General features: G+C 39.6%; 13 protein-coding genes. 10 read left to right on the plus strand and 3 right to left on the minus strand.

Annotation, left to right across the window (positions count from 1 at the left end; genetic code table 11):
- Positions 1 to 31 precede the first annotated feature (31 nt).
- The 4 genes from AC3WR0_RS21065 to AC3WR0_RS21080 all read left to right on the plus strand — a co-directional run bounded on the left by AC3WR0_RS21065 (position 32) and on the right by AC3WR0_RS21080 (position 2,685).
- Positions 32 to 400, plus strand: coding sequence for a group II intron maturase-specific domain-containing protein (locus AC3WR0_RS21065; protein ID WP_492554181.1), 369 nt, complete (start codon positions 32 to 34; stop codon positions 398 to 400).
- 285 nt (positions 401 to 685) lie between these two features.
- Positions 686 to 1,168, plus strand: a complete 483-nt coding sequence (locus tag AC3WR0_RS21070) for a DUF2975 domain-containing protein (protein ID WP_492554126.1) — start codon at positions 686 to 688, stop codon at positions 1,166 to 1,168.
- A gap of 11 nt (positions 1,169 to 1,179) precedes the next feature.
- On the plus strand, positions 1,180 to 1,410 hold the full coding sequence (locus tag AC3WR0_RS21075) for a helix-turn-helix domain-containing protein (protein ID WP_492554127.1): 231 nt from the start codon (positions 1,180 to 1,182) through the stop codon (positions 1,408 to 1,410).
- 27 nt (positions 1,411 to 1,437) lie between these two features.
- On the plus strand, positions 1,438 to 2,685 hold the full coding sequence (locus AC3WR0_RS21080) for a DUF4153 domain-containing protein (protein ID WP_492554128.1): 1,248 nt from the start codon (positions 1,438 to 1,440) through the stop codon (positions 2,683 to 2,685).
- 821 nt (positions 2,686 to 3,506) lie between these two features.
- Here AC3WR0_RS21080 and AC3WR0_RS21085 read toward each other — a convergent pair.
- Positions 3,507 to 5,204 (minus strand): M3 family oligoendopeptidase, encoded by a 1,698-nt coding sequence (locus AC3WR0_RS21085; protein ID WP_492554129.1) that lies wholly within the window; start codon positions 5,202 to 5,204, stop codon positions 3,507 to 3,509.
- Positions 5,205 to 5,831: 627 nt separating this feature from the next.
- Here AC3WR0_RS21085 and AC3WR0_RS21090 point away from each other — a divergent pair.
- Positions 5,832 to 6,392, plus strand: a complete 561-nt coding sequence (locus tag AC3WR0_RS21090; protein WP_492554130.1) for a class I SAM-dependent methyltransferase — start codon at positions 5,832 to 5,834, stop codon at positions 6,390 to 6,392.
- A 24-nt stretch (positions 6,393 to 6,416) separates the two neighbouring features.
- Here AC3WR0_RS21090 and AC3WR0_RS21095 read toward each other — a convergent pair whose 3' ends face one another.
- A complete protein-coding gene (locus AC3WR0_RS21095) occupies positions 6,417 to 7,112 on the minus strand; it encodes a response regulator transcription factor (RefSeq protein WP_492554131.1) in 696 nt (231 codons plus the stop codon).
- Between the two features lie 329 nt (positions 7,113 to 7,441).
- Here AC3WR0_RS21095 and AC3WR0_RS21100 point away from each other — a divergent pair, with 329 nt between their 5' ends.
- The 4 genes from AC3WR0_RS21100 to AC3WR0_RS21115 all read left to right on the plus strand — a co-directional run bounded on the left by AC3WR0_RS21100 (position 7,442) and on the right by AC3WR0_RS21115 (position 16,730).
- Positions 7,442 to 9,070 carry a flavin-containing monooxygenase gene (locus AC3WR0_RS21100; RefSeq protein WP_492554132.1) on the plus strand — a complete coding sequence of 543 codons (1,629 nt, stop codon included), beginning with the start codon at positions 7,442 to 7,444 and terminating at the stop codon, positions 9,068 to 9,070.
- A 70-nt stretch (positions 9,071 to 9,140) separates the two neighbouring features.
- Complete coding sequence (gene lipP1, locus AC3WR0_RS21105; protein ID WP_492554133.1) at positions 9,141 to 10,085, plus strand: LipP1 family hormone-sensitive lipase; 945 nt, start codon at positions 9,141 to 9,143, stop codon at positions 10,083 to 10,085.
- A gap of 587 nt (positions 10,086 to 10,672) precedes the next feature.
- The gene (locus AC3WR0_RS21110) at positions 10,673 to 13,426 is read left to right on the plus strand and encodes an alkaline phosphatase family protein (protein ID WP_492554134.1); all 2,754 of its coding nucleotides are present in this window, start codon (positions 10,673 to 10,675) and stop codon (positions 13,424 to 13,426) included.
- Positions 13,427 to 13,631: 205 nt separating this feature from the next.
- Entirely contained in the window at positions 13,632 to 16,730 is a 3,099-nt protein-coding gene (locus AC3WR0_RS21115) for an efflux RND transporter permease subunit (protein ID WP_492554135.1), read from the plus strand.
- 131 nt (positions 16,731 to 16,861) lie between these two features.
- Here AC3WR0_RS21115 and AC3WR0_RS21120 read toward each other — a convergent pair whose 3' ends face one another.
- Complete coding sequence (locus tag AC3WR0_RS21120; protein WP_492554136.1) at positions 16,862 to 17,698, minus strand: RMD1 family protein; 837 nt, start codon at positions 17,696 to 17,698, stop codon at positions 16,862 to 16,864.
- Between the two features lie 152 nt (positions 17,699 to 17,850).
- Between AC3WR0_RS21120 and AC3WR0_RS21125 the strand changes: the two genes are divergently transcribed.
- On the plus strand, positions 17,851 to 18,171 hold the full coding sequence (locus AC3WR0_RS21125) for a ribonuclease E inhibitor RraB (protein WP_492554137.1): 321 nt from the start codon (positions 17,851 to 17,853) through the stop codon (positions 18,169 to 18,171).
- Positions 18,172 to 18,345 lie beyond the last annotated feature (174 nt).

Here is an 18,345-nt window from a genome sequence, read left to right on the forward strand (position 1 = left end):
TGATTTCCTCGGGTTTACACACTATTGTGGGATAAGTAAACACGGGAAGTTCCGAGTAAAGAGGAAAACCAGCAGGAGGAAAGTCCAAGGCAAACTAAGAGAAACTAAAGAATGGCTGAAGAATAATAGGAATAAAGATATTCATATGATTATGGATAGATTTAAACGCTCACTAATAGGTTATTACAACTATTATTGCATCACAGATAATACCCAAACTGTTAACAACTTTAAAGAGAAAATTGAGAGCTTACTATTTAAATGGCTAAACAGAAGAAGCCAAAGGAAATCCTTTACTTGGGATAAATTCAGGCTCTTTCTTAATAAATATCCACTACCTTCACCGAGAATCAAAGTGAATATTTATGATTTAAGAAAAGAGATTAGCTACATTCTGTAAATGATAATTTGGAGGAGCCGTGTGCGTTAATAGCGCAAGCACGGTTCTGTGAGGGGGGAGGAGTACAATTTACCGCAAGGTAGAAAGGCTCCCTTCTACTCGACTAGCTGTAGAAGTTATAAATTTAATACTTAAGTTATAGAGCATTTCTTTGAATGAGGAATGCTTTTTATTTTTGTTAAACAATAAACAATAAAAATGTTATCTAATTTAATAAAAATTTATTGAAAAACGATAAAATATATATTAAAATCAAAATCAGAATAAATAGGTGAGGTGCTTTTTATGGAGAAAGTAACAACGTTGTTTTTAAAAATAGCTGTTATTCTTTTAGGAGTCCCAGTTCTTGCTCTGTGCATCTTTTTGGTGCCTGAGATGGCAAATCTTGCAGCAAAATTGCTTCCAGAGTTTGCTTTTATAAAATATCTCGTTTTTATCGCTTTTGATGCATCGGCGATCCCTTTTTACTTTGCTTTGTTTCAGGCTTTCAAACTCTTATGCTATATTGACAAAAATAAAGCTTTCTCCAATTTATCTGTAAAAGCTTTAAAGAAAATCAAATACTGTGCCGTCACAATCAGTATTTTGCATGTGCTAGTTTGGCCGCTCTTCTATATCTTTGCGGAAGTAGACGATGCACCAGGAGTTATATTTGTCGGAGTGGTTGTTCCTTTTGCTTCGATGATTATCGCAGTCTTTGCGGCTGTTCTCCAAAAACTTTTACAAGAAGCAATTAATATCAAATCAGAAAATGATTTAACGGTCTGAGGTGAATAACAATGGCAATTATAATCAATATTGATGTGATGTTAGCCAAAAGGAAAATGAGCGTAACAGAACTTTCGGAGAAGGTTGGAATAACAATGGCGAACCTTTCTATATTGAAAAATGGAAAGGCAAAAGCGATTCGATTCTCCACTTTAGAGGCAATTTGTAAGGCTTTAGAATGTCAGCCTGGAGATATTTTAGAATATAAAAGTGACGAGTTAAACATTGTGGAGGAAACTTAATATAATAATTACTAGGGGAGGATAACTATGGACATTAACAATTTGATTATTGAAAATATTGCTAACCCATATGAACTGGAGAGAATGTATAGAAAAGACCCGATGGCTTTTAAAAAGTCATTCTTATACGCATGGGAACAAAATCCTGATTCTCAGGTTCTTGGCGTTTGGTATGAAAGATTGCATTTCAAGGAGACGGCAAATCCAGAAAAATCTCCCATTCTTCAAAAAGGTTTCTTATTCATGGGCATTTTAGCCATTCTGGCCGGGATAAGCACCAGGATCATTTTTTATTTTGTCGAACAGAAAGCCATTGCTCCAATTAACCTGGCTTTTGGTATCATTCCCTTTATTGCTGCCTTTTTTGTTTACAATAATACTCCGAAGAAAAGTGTTATTTATTCCCTTGCAGCATTGTTCATAATTTCCGGGTTTTATCTTAATATGCTGCCATTAAATTATAAAGACAGTATGATCCTTGCTTATTTACACCTTCCAATATTCTTATGGGTATTGCTAGGGCTTGCATTTACAGGAAATGAATACTCAAAAGGAAGTACAAGATTAGCCTATATTAAATTTAATTTGGAATTTTGTATTCTCTACGCCAGCATGGCAGTTAGCGGGATGGTGCTAGCAGCATTAACCATGCGGTTATTTAGCTTTGTTGGCTTGGATATAGAAGACTTCTATTTCAGTAATGTCGTTTTATTTGGTGCAGCCGTTCTTTCTATTGTAGCTGCATACTTGGTTTCAATGAATCTTAAACTTGCTAAGAATATTATACCATATATAGCTAAAATTTTTAGCCCGCTTGTCCTGGTCACATTGGTGGTCTATCTTATAACGGTTATATGGATCGGGAAAAATCCATTCTTGGATCGCAATTTCCTGATAGCCTTTAACGGAATACTCCTTGGTGTATTGGCCGTTACCATATTTTCCATTACCGAAAGCGACTCTGACGAAAAAAAGAATATTTCAGATTATATCAATTTTGCCTTAATTGTTCTTGCGCTTATCATTGACAGTGTGGCTTTGTCAGCCATCGTGTTCAGACTTTCTTCTTATGGGATTACGCCTAATAGACTTGCCGTTTTAGGAGTAAACATACTTATCTGGACGAATCTAATCTGGATTATGCTCTCCTATATGCGTTTTCTGCAAAACAAATCCGGACCTTCAACAATTCAAAATGCTGTTACGAAGTATTTGCCGGTTTACGGAATATGGGCAGCTTTCGTTACATTTACTTTTCCTATAATTTTTAATTAGAAAGGATATGTTAATGTAACGAAAAGCTAATCTTCTATAACGCAAAATCCTTTGAGCCGATATTATGCAGCTTTTTATACAGAGTTGTGTAGTTTTGGCTTATTTTCATTACTTAAGTAAAAAAGAAGAGGGTATTCATACTAGAAGACATAATATATTGCTGCAACTGGATTCTTTAAAATATGTCCAGTTACATGTGCCCAACGAAAAGGATTTCATGAAACGTATTTGATAAGCTAAACTTGAAGTTTGAGTTGATATTGATTAAATGTGAAAAGATGTACTTACACTAAAGGGGGCTTATGTAAAAATGGGATGGCTGCGGCTATCCCGTTTTCTAATTGTTCAGCGGGGCTGGTTAATGGAATAAGTAAGTTTCATTTTTATTTTTTAGTAGATTTTAAACTGTCCAAAAATATTTACCCAAGAGAGAAAGCGTTCGGACTTTATCAAAAATATTAAGGGGAAAAAAGAATTGATTAGCCTCTCTAAAGGACCTGTTGCAGAAGGCAATCCCATGACTATATCAAATTTTATAAATTAAAGGGCGGAGGGGGAAGGTGTACCAAAATGTGTTTTTCATAAAATTAGACTATTAATTGGAAGGATTGAGGGAAAAAAGAAACATGGAAAATCAAAATATTGAAACCCCATAGGCTGGGGAACGTGACTTCATTTTTCTCTGGCAAACGAAAATTTGCAGATAGATCTTTTGACGAGTAAAGAAAAAGGCACAACTAGTTAATCTCACTAGTTATGCCTTTTTGCGTTCAAAACTTCCGAAGGTCCCCTATAAGAACGGTCCCCATATTCCCACTTTTTTAATGAATGTCTTGAATAACTTTTTCTAAGAATTCACCCATTCGCTTAACGGCTGGCTCCGAAAAATCAAAACTGACCCCAGTTTCTTCATAAATTGCTGCGATGGATTGATTGTAGTCTGCACTTGCACCTTTTTTAAAGGATTCGACAGCTTGCTCTGGGTTTTTTCGATAATTCTCAAGTAATTGCAGAGCACCAAGCATCGAGATAGAGTACTCAATATTATAAAAAGGAACTTGGAAATAATGAAGGGTGCCTGCCCAGCTCATTCCGATTTCTTCCTCAAGCCCATTGGTATCGACAGGGTTTAAGCCATAACGTTTTGAGATTTCAAAGAATTTTTCATCACGCTCTTTGGCAGTGTGTTTAGGATTCGTATACATCCAATGCTGGAAGAGATCTCCTGCCAATGGACCGTATAACATTGTAAATGCCCGTCTTAGCTCTTCACGCTGTGCGCTCTTAAAATCTTCTTCTTCTGGATAAAAACGATCCAATTTATCCAATAAGAGCAATTCCATCCCATGAGAATAAAGTTCAGCAACTTCCATACGGTGTTGATAGTCTTCAATAGGTCCGTGCTCGGAAAACTCGAGGTATCCATTCACCGCATGGCCCATTTCATGAATTAATGCGATAAGAGAGAAAAAGGATGGGCTAAAGTTTGCAAAAACAAAGGTATCCCCTGAAACAGGTAAGGAGGTACAAAAACCACCTGGGCTTTTTCCTTTTCGATCTCCAAGATCTAATAACCCATGCTCTCTCATGTAATCGAAACGATCTGCAAAATATGGGTCTGTCTTCCCTAACATTTCAGAAACGCCATCCATAAGAGCCGATACCTCGGAGTATGGTGGGTTTTTCATCAATTTAGCGGTGTTATCCCAAGGGCGATAGGTATCGACACCAAGCTTGTACTTGAAAACCTCTGCGAGTCGATTCCAAGCAGGGATAATATGCTTCTCAACATTTTCATGAAAGTCATAACAATCTTGAACACTATACTCACGATTTTTGGCTACAAACATATAATCTCGATAATTTTCAAAACCTGCATTTAAAGCGATTTGATGGCGCAGCTGAACGAGCTCGTCCATGATGGCATCCATATCGGGCTTAATTTGACGATGGGCTGACATCATCGCGTGATAAGCTTTTTCTCGCACGGTTCTATCTAGATGATCAAGTTGGGATTGGATAAATGGATAAGGCTTTTCTTCGCCATCCCATTCAACAGTTAATCCTCCCATAATTTCACTATACTTTGTATTAAGCTCTTGTTCTTTTACCATTAATGGAATGTTTTCTTCTCTGAACAGTTTCACCTTGGATTCGCGAAAGCGTCGCATTAAGCCATAACGGTTTTCATCTAATTTATTGAAATAAGGAGACTCACAGACTTTCTCATTCAGTTTTGCTTCATATTTCATTAAAAGCGGCTGGATGACTTGCTGGTCATGTAGATACGTAGACTTGATATCCGCATCCTCTGTGTTCCGGTAGAAATCGACTTGGTGACCCGTCATTACCTCCGCGATTTTCATCATTAAATCCTTTTCAGCTTGTAACCATTTTTCTAGGTCAGAAACGGATTCAATTTGAACATCAAGTAAACTTTGAATTTGAGCTTCGACCCCATCTACATCTTGTAAATCAATTAATTTTTTATAATAATTATCGCTTAAATCTTGTGTCATGAATAATTCTCCTTCTTTTTTAAAAATTTTCTCAATATTTATAATACTGAATCCTAGTTCTTAAATCTAGCTTTTTAAAAAAGAGTCAAGTTCTTTATGCTACTTCAACTAAAACCCGCGTTAGTTGAAGTTTAATGTTTCACAATTTCATTTAAAATAAGTTCTGTTTAACAGGAGGGCTGTTTTTACTGCAGAGCGTTTTGTAGATTTTGCCTTTCAACAACTCGTTTTTGCAGAAGTAGTCCTTAAAAATGTAGAAAGGATTCTATATTGTAGCATTAGCTGATATTTTTGTAGAATAGCCTCATCATTTTGTAGAAGCAGCATCCATTTTTGTAGAAGGGGCTCTTAAAATTGTAGAAAGGATTTTATATTGTAGAATTAACTGATATTTTTGTAGAATAGCCCCAACATTTTATAGAAGAAGCATCCATTTTTGTAGAAGGATATCTTAAAATGGTAGAAACGATGGTAGATTGTAAAAAGAGTTATTGTGTTTGTTGATGGAAATCTTATTTTTGCAGTAGGACCCCGTCTATAAAGTATCTAGGACGAAAGAACTTTTATTTTTTTAGGAAAAATAGTTACAATTGAAGAGTAGTATCAACAAAAAAGGGGTGTGCTCCAATGAACCATCAGGATAAATGGAACAAGAAACATGAAGATAGACTTGAGGATATTAAAGAGCTAAACCCGAATGATAGACTTAAGAACCTTTCGCAATACATGAAGGGCGGAAAGGCTCTCGATATTGCCTGTGGCCTGGGCCGAAACAGCATGTTCCTGGCCCAATTGGGTTATGAGGTGGTGGCAGTGGATTTCTCAAAGGTTGCGACTGATTTTATTCAAAAAGAAGCATCTGAGAAGAGCCTCAAGATTACCACTTTGATAGCAGACCTCACAAACTTCGAAAGTCTGCCATTAGAAAAACACTCCTGCGATTTCGTGAATATGACGTATTATCTGGACAGGTCACTCTTTCCTTTTATTAAGAAGCTCATAAAACCGAACGGGTACTTTTTTATGGAAACTTATTACCTTACCCCAAATGCTCAGAAAGTGTCCGATCAGTACAAACTTCAATCAAATGAATTGCTAGCCGAATTCCGCGACTGGAAAATTCTCTTTTTTGAAGAAAATGAACAGGAAGGCAGGCAGACCATCTTTTGCCAAAAGCAGGCCGAATAAACCAGCTCTTATCCGGAGCTGGTTTTAAGAAATAACCCCTTTCCGAAATAATTCTGCGACAGCCTGCACCCGGTTTTGTGCACCAAGTTTTTTGATAGCTGATTTGACGTATTGATTGATCGTTACCTCGCTAATCGATAACGCAGCCGCTACTTCTTTTGTACTTTCTCCCCAGGATATCCTTTTCATCACTTCGAGCTCTCTTCGGCTTAATAATTGTGTATCCTCAGCTCCGCTATTTTGCTCTAAAACTTTTCCCACCTGGCGTCCATAGTTAGTGAAGGAGGACAGTAATTGATCTGTCATAACAGTCCCTTTTTTAAAATCGTAGGTACAGATATATCCAATGGAAACGGAGCCAAAGCAAATCGGCACGGCTAAGAAGGAATTCACAGTTGAAGGAAGTACGTATTTACTGGTTATTTGTCTAAGAAACCCAATCCCAGAACAGTATTTAGCTTTTCTTTCATAAAGAGCCGAATAAATAACCGGCAGGGATCGAATATCATCCCTAATATCCCGGATGTGAGATAGTCCATCTTGGTTTATTGAAATAATACCTTCTCCAAGGTAGCCTAAATGGGAGTATCTGAATAAGAAGGAGTTTTTAACAGGAAAGAGTTTCATATAAATGTCCAATAGTTTATATAGCTTGTCTTCGTGGCTGCCTGCATCTTCAAGTTCTCGAATATTATCAAAAACGGGATAGTTCCGTGGCATATTAACACCTTCTTTATAGGGATGCAATACATAGAAAATTAGGAATATTCAAAATTCAAAAAACGTATTAAACTTAAGATAGACATACTCAGAAATCTGCTGAAGATAAATTTTTAAGAGAGGAAAGGGGTTGGAATGGTAGTATCTTTCTAGTTTGTTGATGCTTATGGAGAATATGTAACTACTATTGTAATCGCTTACACTAAGGGATGGCAAGTTTGTAGTTCATATGAATTTTACCTAAAAAGGCAATTAGGTATCAAATGCTAAAATGCCTAAAAACATGAGATTTTTAAAAAGTCTTACTAAAAAAATGGGGAGGTAGAAAAATGACATCAACTCAACCAAATCTGGATGCAGTGATCGTAGGGGCAGGTTTTTCAGGATTATATTTGCTTCACAAGCTGCGCGAGGCTGGTTTTTCAACAAGTGTTTTCGAGGCAGGGGAAAATGTCGGAGGAACCTGGTATTGGAATCGCTACCCGGGAGCACGGTGTGACGTTGAAAGTATCTATTATAACTACACTTTCTCTGAAGAACTTTTGAATGAATGGACATGGTCCGCTAAATATGCAGAGCAGCCGGAAATACTTCGATACATTAATTTTGTGGCAGATAAATTTGATCTGCGCCGGGACATTCAGTTTAAGACACGAGTAAATGCTGCGCATTACGATGAAGAAAAAAACAGATGGGATATTCAGTTAGATAACGGCCAATCGGTAACGGCCAAGTTTTTTATAACAGCTGTGGGCTGTCTTTCGGCTTCCAATGTCCCGAAAATGAAGGGATTGGAAAACTTTAAGGGCGAGTGGTACCATACCGGACACTGGCCACATGAAAAAGTAGAATTTAATGGAAAAAGAGTAGGGGTGATTGGTACAGGATCAAGCGGAATTCAGTCTATTCCTGTTATCGCTCAGGAGGCAGAACATCTTACTGTTTTCCAGAGGACCCCTCAATATAGTTCACCTGCAAGAAACACTGCTCTCGACCCTGAATACTTAAAAGAAATAAGAGCGAATTACAACGAAATAAAAACTCAAATGCAGCAATCGGCTGTTGGTATTCCGGTTGTACAAGGGGAACGGTCTGCTCTGGATGATCCACCGGAGGAACGCCAAAGGTTATTTGAAGCCGCCTGGGAGAAAGGCGGGCTTATGACTCTATCAAATACTTATAACGACTTAAGCATTAACCCGGAGGCTAATGAAACTGCCCAGGAATTTATCCGCTCCAAAATACGGGAAGTGGTAAAAAATCCTGAGGTGGCAGAAAAACTCCTGCCAAACTTCTACTATGGGACTAAGCGGACAATCATTGATACGAATTACTTCGAGACCTATAATCGTGACAATGTAACGCTCATTGATGTAAGAAAGGCCCCAATTCAGGAGATTACATCAAACGGCATTAGGACGGCAGATGGTGAATTTGAACTTGATATGATTGTATTTGCCACCGGCTTTGATGCCATGACCGGGCCATTATTTAAAATAGACATTCGCGGAAAAGACGGGGTGTCCTTAAAAGAGAAATGGGCTGGGGGATCGCAAACAAGGACATATCTTGGAATCGGGACAGCGGGATTTCCAAACATGTTCATGTTAACAGGGCCAGAAAGCCCATCTGTTTTGAGTAACATGATGGTTTCAATCGAACAGCATGTGGAGTGGGTTTCGGATTGCCTCAACTATCTTCGCGAAAACGGATTAGGGGTTATAGAGGCGAATGAGGAAGCCGAAATTAATTGGAGCCAGCATTGCCGTGAAGTGGCAGATATGACTCTATTTACAAAGACGGATTCCTGGTATATGGGGGCTAATATTGAAGGGAAGGCACGCGGATTCCAGATTTATCTTGGAGGAGTGGGAACCTACCGGCAGATTTGTGATGACGTAGCGGACAAAGGCTATGAAGGCTTTACCTTAATTCCTTCCAAGGAACCGGTCTTATAGTTCTAAATCTAATAAAACAAGCATAACAATAATTCTATCATTTTAATCTAATTTAAGGGGGAAATATAATATGGCATTAGACCCACAAGCAAAATTTCTATTAGAACAAATGGAGGCTGCAGGAGCTCCTCCAATGGATTCCCTATCACCAGAAGAAGCTAGGGCCACGACTGATTTTAGTGCTTTGGCCGGAGCGCCTGAAGAGGTAGGAAAGGTAGAAAACCGAAACATCCCTGGTCCAGGAGGAGAGATCCCGGTACGAATTTACACACCAAATGGAGAAGGCCCTTTTCCTGCATTAGTTTACTACCATGGCGGTGGCTGGGTTATTGGTAATCTCGAAACAGTGGATGTACCTTGCCGGCTTTTAGCCAATAGAGCAAGCTGTGTGGTAGTTTCGGTCGATTACAGGCTGGCACCTGAGCATAAATTCCCTGCAGCAGCAGATGATTCTTATGCTGCAGCCAAATGGGTCGTGGAAAATGCTGCTTCTATTCAAGTAGATGCGGAGCGCGTGGCTATCGGCGGTGACAGTGCAGGCGGAAACCTGGCAGCGGTAGTAGCATTAATGGCAAGAGACAAGGGTGAAATTTCACTAGCCTATCAAATGCTTGTTTATCCTGTTACTAATCATTCATACGCAACAGAATCCTACACGGAAAATGCGGATGGCTATCTGTTAACAAAGGACAGCATGGTCTGGTTCTGGAATCATTATTTACGGAATGAAGAGGACGGCAAAAATCCTTATGCGTCTCCATTGCAAGCAGAAGACTTAACCGGACTGCCGCCAGCATTAGTTTTAACAGGGGAGTTTGACCCGCTTCGGGATGAAGGAGAGGCTTATGCAGAACGTCTCAGAGAAGCAGGCGTTCAGGTAGAAGCAAAAAGATATGACGGCATGATCCACGGCTATTTCTGGATGCCAGGAGTACTCGAGCAGGGCAGACAATCCATTGAACATGCAGCGAAAGCATTGAAACAGGTATTTGAGGATAAAGTGGTTACCAGATAAGTCGAATACACAGTCCTTCTTGTTTTTACAGGTAATGTGGGGTTACAAGTTTAAAAGATTAGAGCAGCGGCCTTCCTTATAAGAAGGCCGTTGCTTTTGTTTTTATGTCATAAAGGCAGAGTATCATCTAGTTTAGTAGATTTATTTGGTAAGTGGTAATTACTACAAAATGCTTTATTATCAAGCATATCCAAGGCCTATTTCATGTTACTAGTGCGTCTAATATCAAATCGATACTATTCCAAAGCCATTTTGACGTTACTGCCATCTTCTAACTTCGAGTCGAAGCTATCCCCGAGTCATTTTGAGGTACACTGCAAACAATTACTGCAAACGCTGGGGTTTTAGGTTTAAAAATAAATTAAATGAGAGATTTCATCAACCATGCTAATAGAACCGCTATAGATAGACCATTAAAAAGGGTTGATTTGAAATATATTGAAAATGTCTGGGTTATACGGACTGTGACCGTGAAATGGAATAGATAAATAGACTGAAATTTCTTTATTTGTATTTTACAACTACTCAATAGAAGCTTAATAAATTAGTAGTATTCTAAAGTCACATACAGAAAGGGAGTGAAAATATTGTTAAAAAAACTTAAGAAAAAGAAAAGGCTGCTTGCTGGACTGACTTTAAGTTCCGTCCTATTGGGTTCAGCTGGAGCTTACGCTGCACAGGAAACCGGTTTTGGAAGTAATTTAGTTGGCAAACAAGCGAATGGTTCAGTGCAAACACCTGTTAACCAATTGATCACACCCGCTGGAAAGCAAATTGAGTTCGGTGGCAACCCGATTTCGGTTGCTGTTCATCCAAATGGGAAGACGGCGGTAACCATGGTTGGCCGGAACAATTACGGAGGCAAGGGCATCAATGTTGTAGATCTTGCAACAGGGAAGCTGGCACTCAAGGATTTAGATTTAGGTTTATCTTCTATGTGGGGTTTAGCTTATTCCAAGGATGGCAGCCAGCTTTATGCTACTGGCTCTAAGAGTGGTAAAGGTAAAGTGGTTGTTATGTCTGTAGGTGCAGACGGAACACCTGCAATCCAAAAATCTTATACTCTTCCAAATGCGGCAGCTGGCGGAAATATCAACCCTCTTGATTTAACGGTTGGACCACAAGGGCAGCTTTTGATAGCTTTAAACAGGGACAATAGCCTTGGGGTGATGGATCCGGAAACAGGAGCAATAACTTCCAAAATTGCAGTAGAAAATGCCCCTACAAGTGTTTTAGTAAATGGAAACACTGCATATGTAACAAACCAGGGCGGACGGGTAGCTAAAAATGGTGACACAACTGTAGACTCTTCTGGAACGAAAGTTGTCGTAGATCCTAAGACAGGTGCAACTTCAACAGGATCGGTTTCCGTTATTGACCTTACAACCAACACAGTGACAAAAACAATTGAAGTTGGTGTGCAGCCGGAAAGAATGGCTCAGTCAGGGCAATACATATTCGTAACCAACACTAATAGCGACACCGTTTCCGTTATTGACACAAAAACAAATGCTATCGTACAAACAATAGACATTAAACCATATCCTAATGCACCAAAAGGTTCTGCACCTAACGCAGTTAAGGTAGTCGATAATAAGCTTATGGTCAGCCTTGGACGCGATAATGCCATTGCTGTTTATGATTGGCAAGGACCGGATAAGACGCCTGAATTACAAGGCCTCTTGCCGACAGCCTGGTTCCCGGTTGATATCGCAGTAGATAACGAAAATAAAAATTTAGTAGTCGCCAACGCGGATGGAATTGGTTCTCGCGGACCTGCCCGTGACTTAACGATTCAAGGAATTAAGACTACAGGTCACTCTTCTTATGCGCAAATTGGATCTCTTTCATTGATCCCATTCCCTTCAGCGGAGGATCTTGCTATGGGAACAAAGCAGGTATTCGCTGACAACAACTGGTTTGGATTGAAGGATCTTAACGCTAAGCCTCGACATAATAAGAAACCAGTAGCAATGCCTGAACGTGTAGGGGAACCATCTACTATTAAACATGTATTCTATATTATCAAAGAGAACCGGACATATGACCAGGTGTTGGGTGATTTAGGGAAAGGAAACGGCGAACCAGCTTTAACACAGTTCCCTAAGGTAGTGACTCCAAACCTTCATAAGCTTGCCAATACTTTCCCGCTTCTGGATAATGTGTATACTTCAGGTATTCAATCTGCGAGCGGACACCAATGGGTAATGCAGGGAACCAATACAGACTATGAGGATAAAGAAACAGATACGGCTAATGTTAAAAGCTATCCTGGCGGTGCCGGTGATGCCATGGCATACGCACCTACAGGTCATTTATGGGACCAGGCCGCTAAATATGGTGTTTCTGTTGAGAACTTTGGAGAAGATACCACTGGATTCACAGGCTCAGCACCATTCGGCACATGGACAGATTGGTACAATGATTACAAAATCCTTTCAGGACAAAAGCAGGGAGATCTTCATGTACCGATCGGCAACTACTCGGCAACATATGATATTCCTTCTCTAGGACCTATTACGTATAAACCGTTCCCAACGTTTGATACGAATATTCCGGATCAATATCGCTTTGAAATCTTCAAGCAGCAGTTTGAAAAACACGTCAAAAATCATGATCTCCCAGCACTAAACACTATGTGGGTGATGGATGACCATACTGCAGGAAATGCAACTGGTTCCCCTACGCCACAGGCAATGGTTGCAGACAATGATTTGGCAGTAGGTAAAATTGTTGACCTGATTTCACACAGTCCATATTGGAAAGACTCTGTCATTTTTATTACAGAGGATGATGCACAGAATGGATTAGACCACGTGGACGGCCATCGCGAGCCTGCACATGTTATTAGTCCTTGGGTGAAGAAGGGTATTACCGACAGCCATTACTGGACTGTCATCAACATGGTCCGGAGTATTGAGCAAATTCTTGGTCTGCCTGCCATGAACCAAAATGATGCAGCAGCAGAGCCAATGAGTGAACTTTTTACCAACAAGCCAGACTTTACTCCTTATAACTTTGAAGCTAACCAGATTCCGCTTGACACCTTGAACGGCCAGCCGAATTCCAATACGGCTGCACTTGCTAATACAGAACAAGTGACACCAGAGGCAAAGGAACTGTCCAAAAAGTGGACAGAATGGTCTAACAAGAATAAGGACAAGTTTACTGGTAAACATGCTTCACCGGATGAAGTCAACGCCAACATGCTAAACCATGCGGTTTGGTATGCAACTGAAGGTTTCGATAAACCATATCCAGGTGATAAAAAGGCCCATACTCCAGAAGAGGTTGAAAGGCAGCCTGAAAGCTTTGCGCCAAATCCTGCAGACAACGATTAATAGCTCTCTGGATTCAGGCAGCATGGTTAAACGTGATTTAAACAATAGCTACCCAAGAGGGTAGCTATTGTTATAAGGGAATCATCACCGCTATTCTTAAGTCAAATCGGAGCAGCTTGAACAGAATACAGGGCAGGCGATTACACATACATATTCATGCGGAGGGGGGCATTTCGGGAATTAATTAAAATCCCGATAACCAGATATGAAACGATTGATAGATGAAACCATGAAACGTGCCGTTCTCATCGTAACCCTAATTATTCTCATCATAGTATGGAGCGGTATATCTGCTTTACATATTCAGAGGGATTATCTGCCGGAAATTAATAATCCAACTCTATCAATAACAGTAAGGGCAGAGGATTACCAGGCAGAACAAATCAAAGCAATGATTACAGAGCCGATTCAACAGTCGGTCCGGGTGGTGGACGGCCTTCAGGATGTAGAGACGAATGCATTTAACGGCGGGTCCTTGATTAGTCTTAACTTTCCAATGAATTTTGATATGAAGCAAGCAGAGGAACAAGTATCGAAAGCATTGGAAGGCATTGTCCTGCCCCCTGGTGTGGAAAAACCAATCATAACAAGACTTAGCACACACTCTCAGCCCATTATGAGAATGAGTTTGATGAGTTCTTCTGATCATATATCTGAAAATACTCTGAGAACTGCTGTTCAGGAAGACTTTGTCAATCGGCTTAAATCTATTCCCGGGGTAAAAGAGATACGTGTATCAGGAGGTGGAAATGCCGGGTATTCAGTCAGCGTTCGGACGAACGACTTAAAAAAAGCCGGTCTAACTATAAAGGACATAAAACGGTCGCTCGAACAGGATTATACAACTGGGCTTGAAGGAAAGGTATCGAATTCACAGAGCACGGTTCCAATACAGGTTTCTGGCTGGGGACTGACTCAGCAGGATTTAATGAATATTCCTATTACGGCACAAAATGGAAAAAAGGTTCCGCTGTCTGAGGTCGCAGACATCTCAAACTCAATCGTGAACCTGCAGACCATTTCAAGAACAAATGGGAAACCAAGTGTGATCCTGGATGTAATGAAAACACCTTCCTCTAATATTACGGATGTATCTGATCGAATCAAGAATAGTTTGCAAGAAGCCCCTGCCTTAAAAAATAAAGATGTGCATCTTTCTATTCTTTTTGATCAGGGACTACAGGTCAATTCCTCTTTAAAGGGACTTATTAAAGAAGGATTGCTTGGCTGCTTATTTTCAATGATATGTGTTTTTCTCTTTTTCAGGAAAGTGCGTTCTACATTATTGATAGCTATATCTCTGCCAATCTGCTTACTGGTGACTACCGGTTTATTAAAAATCATTGGGATTAGTCTCAATCTTCTTACCGTTTCAGGGCTGATCATAGCTATGGGAAGAGTAGTAGATGACTCCATTGTTATTCTCGATAATATGAATCGGAAAGTGCATGGCGCAAAAGAAAAAAATCACATTCATTTGATAACCAATGCGGTTTCAGAAATGATACCAGCTATTGCTTCATCTACGGCAGCAACCATCGCGGTGTACGTTCCCGTTGCCCTGATTGGCGGCATGGTGAGTTCAGCATTCTCGGGGTTTGCCTGGTCTGTTGTGATAGCACTAGTTATTTCACTCTTCGTTTCCATCTTGGTGGTACCAAGTCTTTATAACCTTTTTTGGAAGGGAAAACCTGCTGCTGCAGGTGATGATTTAGAACCTTTTGCCCTTAAAATTTTTACCTGGGTATTTGCTCGTAAAAAGCTAGTGGTTATGGCCACTCTTGGTTTATTTGTTCTTGCGTCAGCAGGCGCTGCGTTTCTACCGGTGAACTTTCTGCCAGCGGCCAATAATGCCGGCCAATTAGGAATTCAAGTTGAAATGCCTCAAAATACTTCCTTAGCAGAAGTTGATACTGAAGTTAAGAGATTAGAAAATTTATTGGAAAGCAACGCGAAAGTAGACTCTTTTTCTTCAGGATTGGGTTCATCCTTTACCCCTCAATCGGATGATGTTTTTGATGCAGGAGGAGGATGGATACAGAAGCCGAACATTGCCAATTTATCAATTGTGGTAAAGAATGGTGTTGATGTAAACAGGTTCATGGAGAATTTGCAGAATCAATTAAATTCGTTAACTGGCAAAGCTGTATATACTGTAACGAATCTTAACATCGCTGGTGATGATTCACAATTAAAAATAAATCTTACGGGTGCTGATAGCCAAACGCTGGAAGGTTTGGCCCAAACGATTCGGAACCAGCTAAAATTAGTTCCTGGCCTGTCAGTCCAGGGAGCTGCTGATGCTGAAGACCATATAACCGAATACCATATCACTCTCAATCGGAAGGCGATTGAACACCACGGTATTAAACTAAGTGAGGTTCTCGAAAGAATTCAGCAATATACTGTTGAAGGAACAAAAGGAACAATATTCATCAATAATAGCAAATTCCCAATCGTTATCCATTCCGATATCCAAAAGAGTGATTCAAAAGATCTCTTTACTCAAATGGGTCGAGAAACATTTCTGAATAAGGAGGGCCAAAAGATACCTTTAACTCAGCTTGCCCAACTTATACCATCAGGATCACCGGTTATCGGGGAAAAGGATGGGAAGCCTTATGCAGTGATAACAGCGAATATTGTTTCCCAGGACATTGGAAAAGTAACAAAACAAGTTAAAAGTAGCTTAAGCGCGATTCCGCTTCCAGAGGGGGTAAAGTACTCCTTTGCCGGTGCACCGCAGCAGGTTTATGAAATGATTTACGAAATGTCCATTGCATTATTCTTTTCCATCCTGTTGGTTCTTTTGATTGTAAGTGCAGTATTTCGGGGGTGGAAGGCGCCTGTGTCTGTCCTGATTTGTATTCCGATGGCTTTCATCGGATCGGTAATCGGAATGTTTATCTTTGGACTGGAATGGAATCTTGCGGCATTGGTAGGATTAATGATGTTAACAGGAATTGTCGTCACAAATGGAATTGTTCTTGTGGATAAAATAGAAAGGAATCTTTCAGAAGGAATGAAACTGGAGGAAGCGATCTTACATGGTACACTTACACGTGTCCGTCCCATCCTAACAACAGCTCTTACAACGATTTTAACCGTTCTTCCTCTGGCGCTTTCTTCCCGTGCGGATACGCTAATTTCGCAAACCCTTGGGATTGTCGTTGTAGGGGGAATGATTAGTTCAACATTGATAAGCTTGCTGATTGTTCCTATTTTTTATAAATGGATAAATACTGTTTCTATCTCAAAGGATTTAAAAAGGGAAAAATTAGTGGCAATGGATAGTGTGATTTAACACCATCCCCAAAAGGATACTAACCAAAACAATTTCCCACAGGAAGGAAAATGTGGGAGATTGTTTTTTATGGGGTACTTAGAGCATGTGAGTGACGAAAAGCTCTTATTTTACTTACGATAGAAACGTTTTTACGGCAGCCACCCTAGTATTCCAAACACCGTTAGGAGAATCTCAATAACAATCAATATAACCACTATCCATTCCACGAATAGTCCCCGAATGGAGTGGCTGATGGTGGAGAAGCCGTCCATGATGTTGTATAAAATTTCTGTTTTGCTTTTCATGATTTTATAACGATCATTTAATTCAAAAAAGTTAAGCATCTTATCATAAAATTCACCGGCTGCGCTGCTCGTCCATGTAATCTCCGGTTTATCCAGAATCATGATATACGCGAGGGTGTTATATTCATGTCGGATGATTTTTGCAGTCGTTCTAGCAAGCTCCTTGTTTCCAATCCTCAGCCTGCCTTTTTCCAGCCGGTCAATCATGGTTTCAAGACTATCATTGATTTTTCCGAGCTGTTCCTCTGTTTTTTCAAGTGCCACTGATTTCGCGAGCACCGTTGATATTAATTCGGGATAGAAGGTCTCATATTCAGGGACCACTACATATTCGTCGGTCAGCTCAATGTTCTCTGTTTCTTTAATGCGAAGAGTGTAATCATCCGTGTAATGGTCAGGATTTTTAATATTAATGTCCGGTTCGAATGAATGGATGAACTTCAAAATATGTTTGATCTCAAAGTATTGGGAGAAATTGATGAAGACAATGCTGCCAAAAGAAAAAACAAGTACAAGCTGTGAGTCATCCACATTTTTATGGAGGATGTTTTTTAAACTATCTTCCTTTAGAGTTAAAGGCTCTTCCCAGGTGAATTTCTTTGGAATACCACAATATATGGCAATTTTATTCAAATCAATTTCATTCGTGATAGCAAATGCTTTAAAGGTTATTTCCTTCATTTTTAAACACTCTTTTCATCATATTTGAGCAACTATCATTCTTTCCAAAAACATGAGGGGACAATCCCCCCATTACGGCAAATATGATTAGGAGAATGGAAATGAGTGAAGTATAATACAACAGTGAAAGTATGGATAATGGAGGAAAACCAATGAAATTTCCAAACGATGCTAATGGAGAAGCCTTACGAGGTTTATATAATGATGGAGTAAGTTTTAAAAAGCCGCAATCTGTGGAGTTCTTTGTTGCCGTGCCTGATAAACAGACGGGTGAGAAGCTATCCCAGATACTAAAAGAGGAAGGCTTCAACTCCTTTCTTTACCAGGACGATGAAACAGATGAGTGGACATGCTCCTGTTCTAAAAAAATGCTCTTAAATCATAGCGAATTGGTTAAAATACAGAAAAAATTAGATGAAATAAGCAAACCGCATGGCGGTTATTCAGATGGCTGGGGCGTTTTTGTAGATTAAAAAGGCCCCAATTGCTGTTTTGCTCTTCAAAAAAATTAATAGAAGTTTAATGTTTTTCTCTATTAAAATAAATATATTAGTTTTATATTTAAGGGTATTGGTTTTATTTTTAAATAATTAACTATTTAACAGTAGTATTCAATCCCTTAAAATAGTATATACGGGCGGCTGTTA

The organism is Neobacillus sp. FW104-15D2 (genome assembly GCF_058790155.1).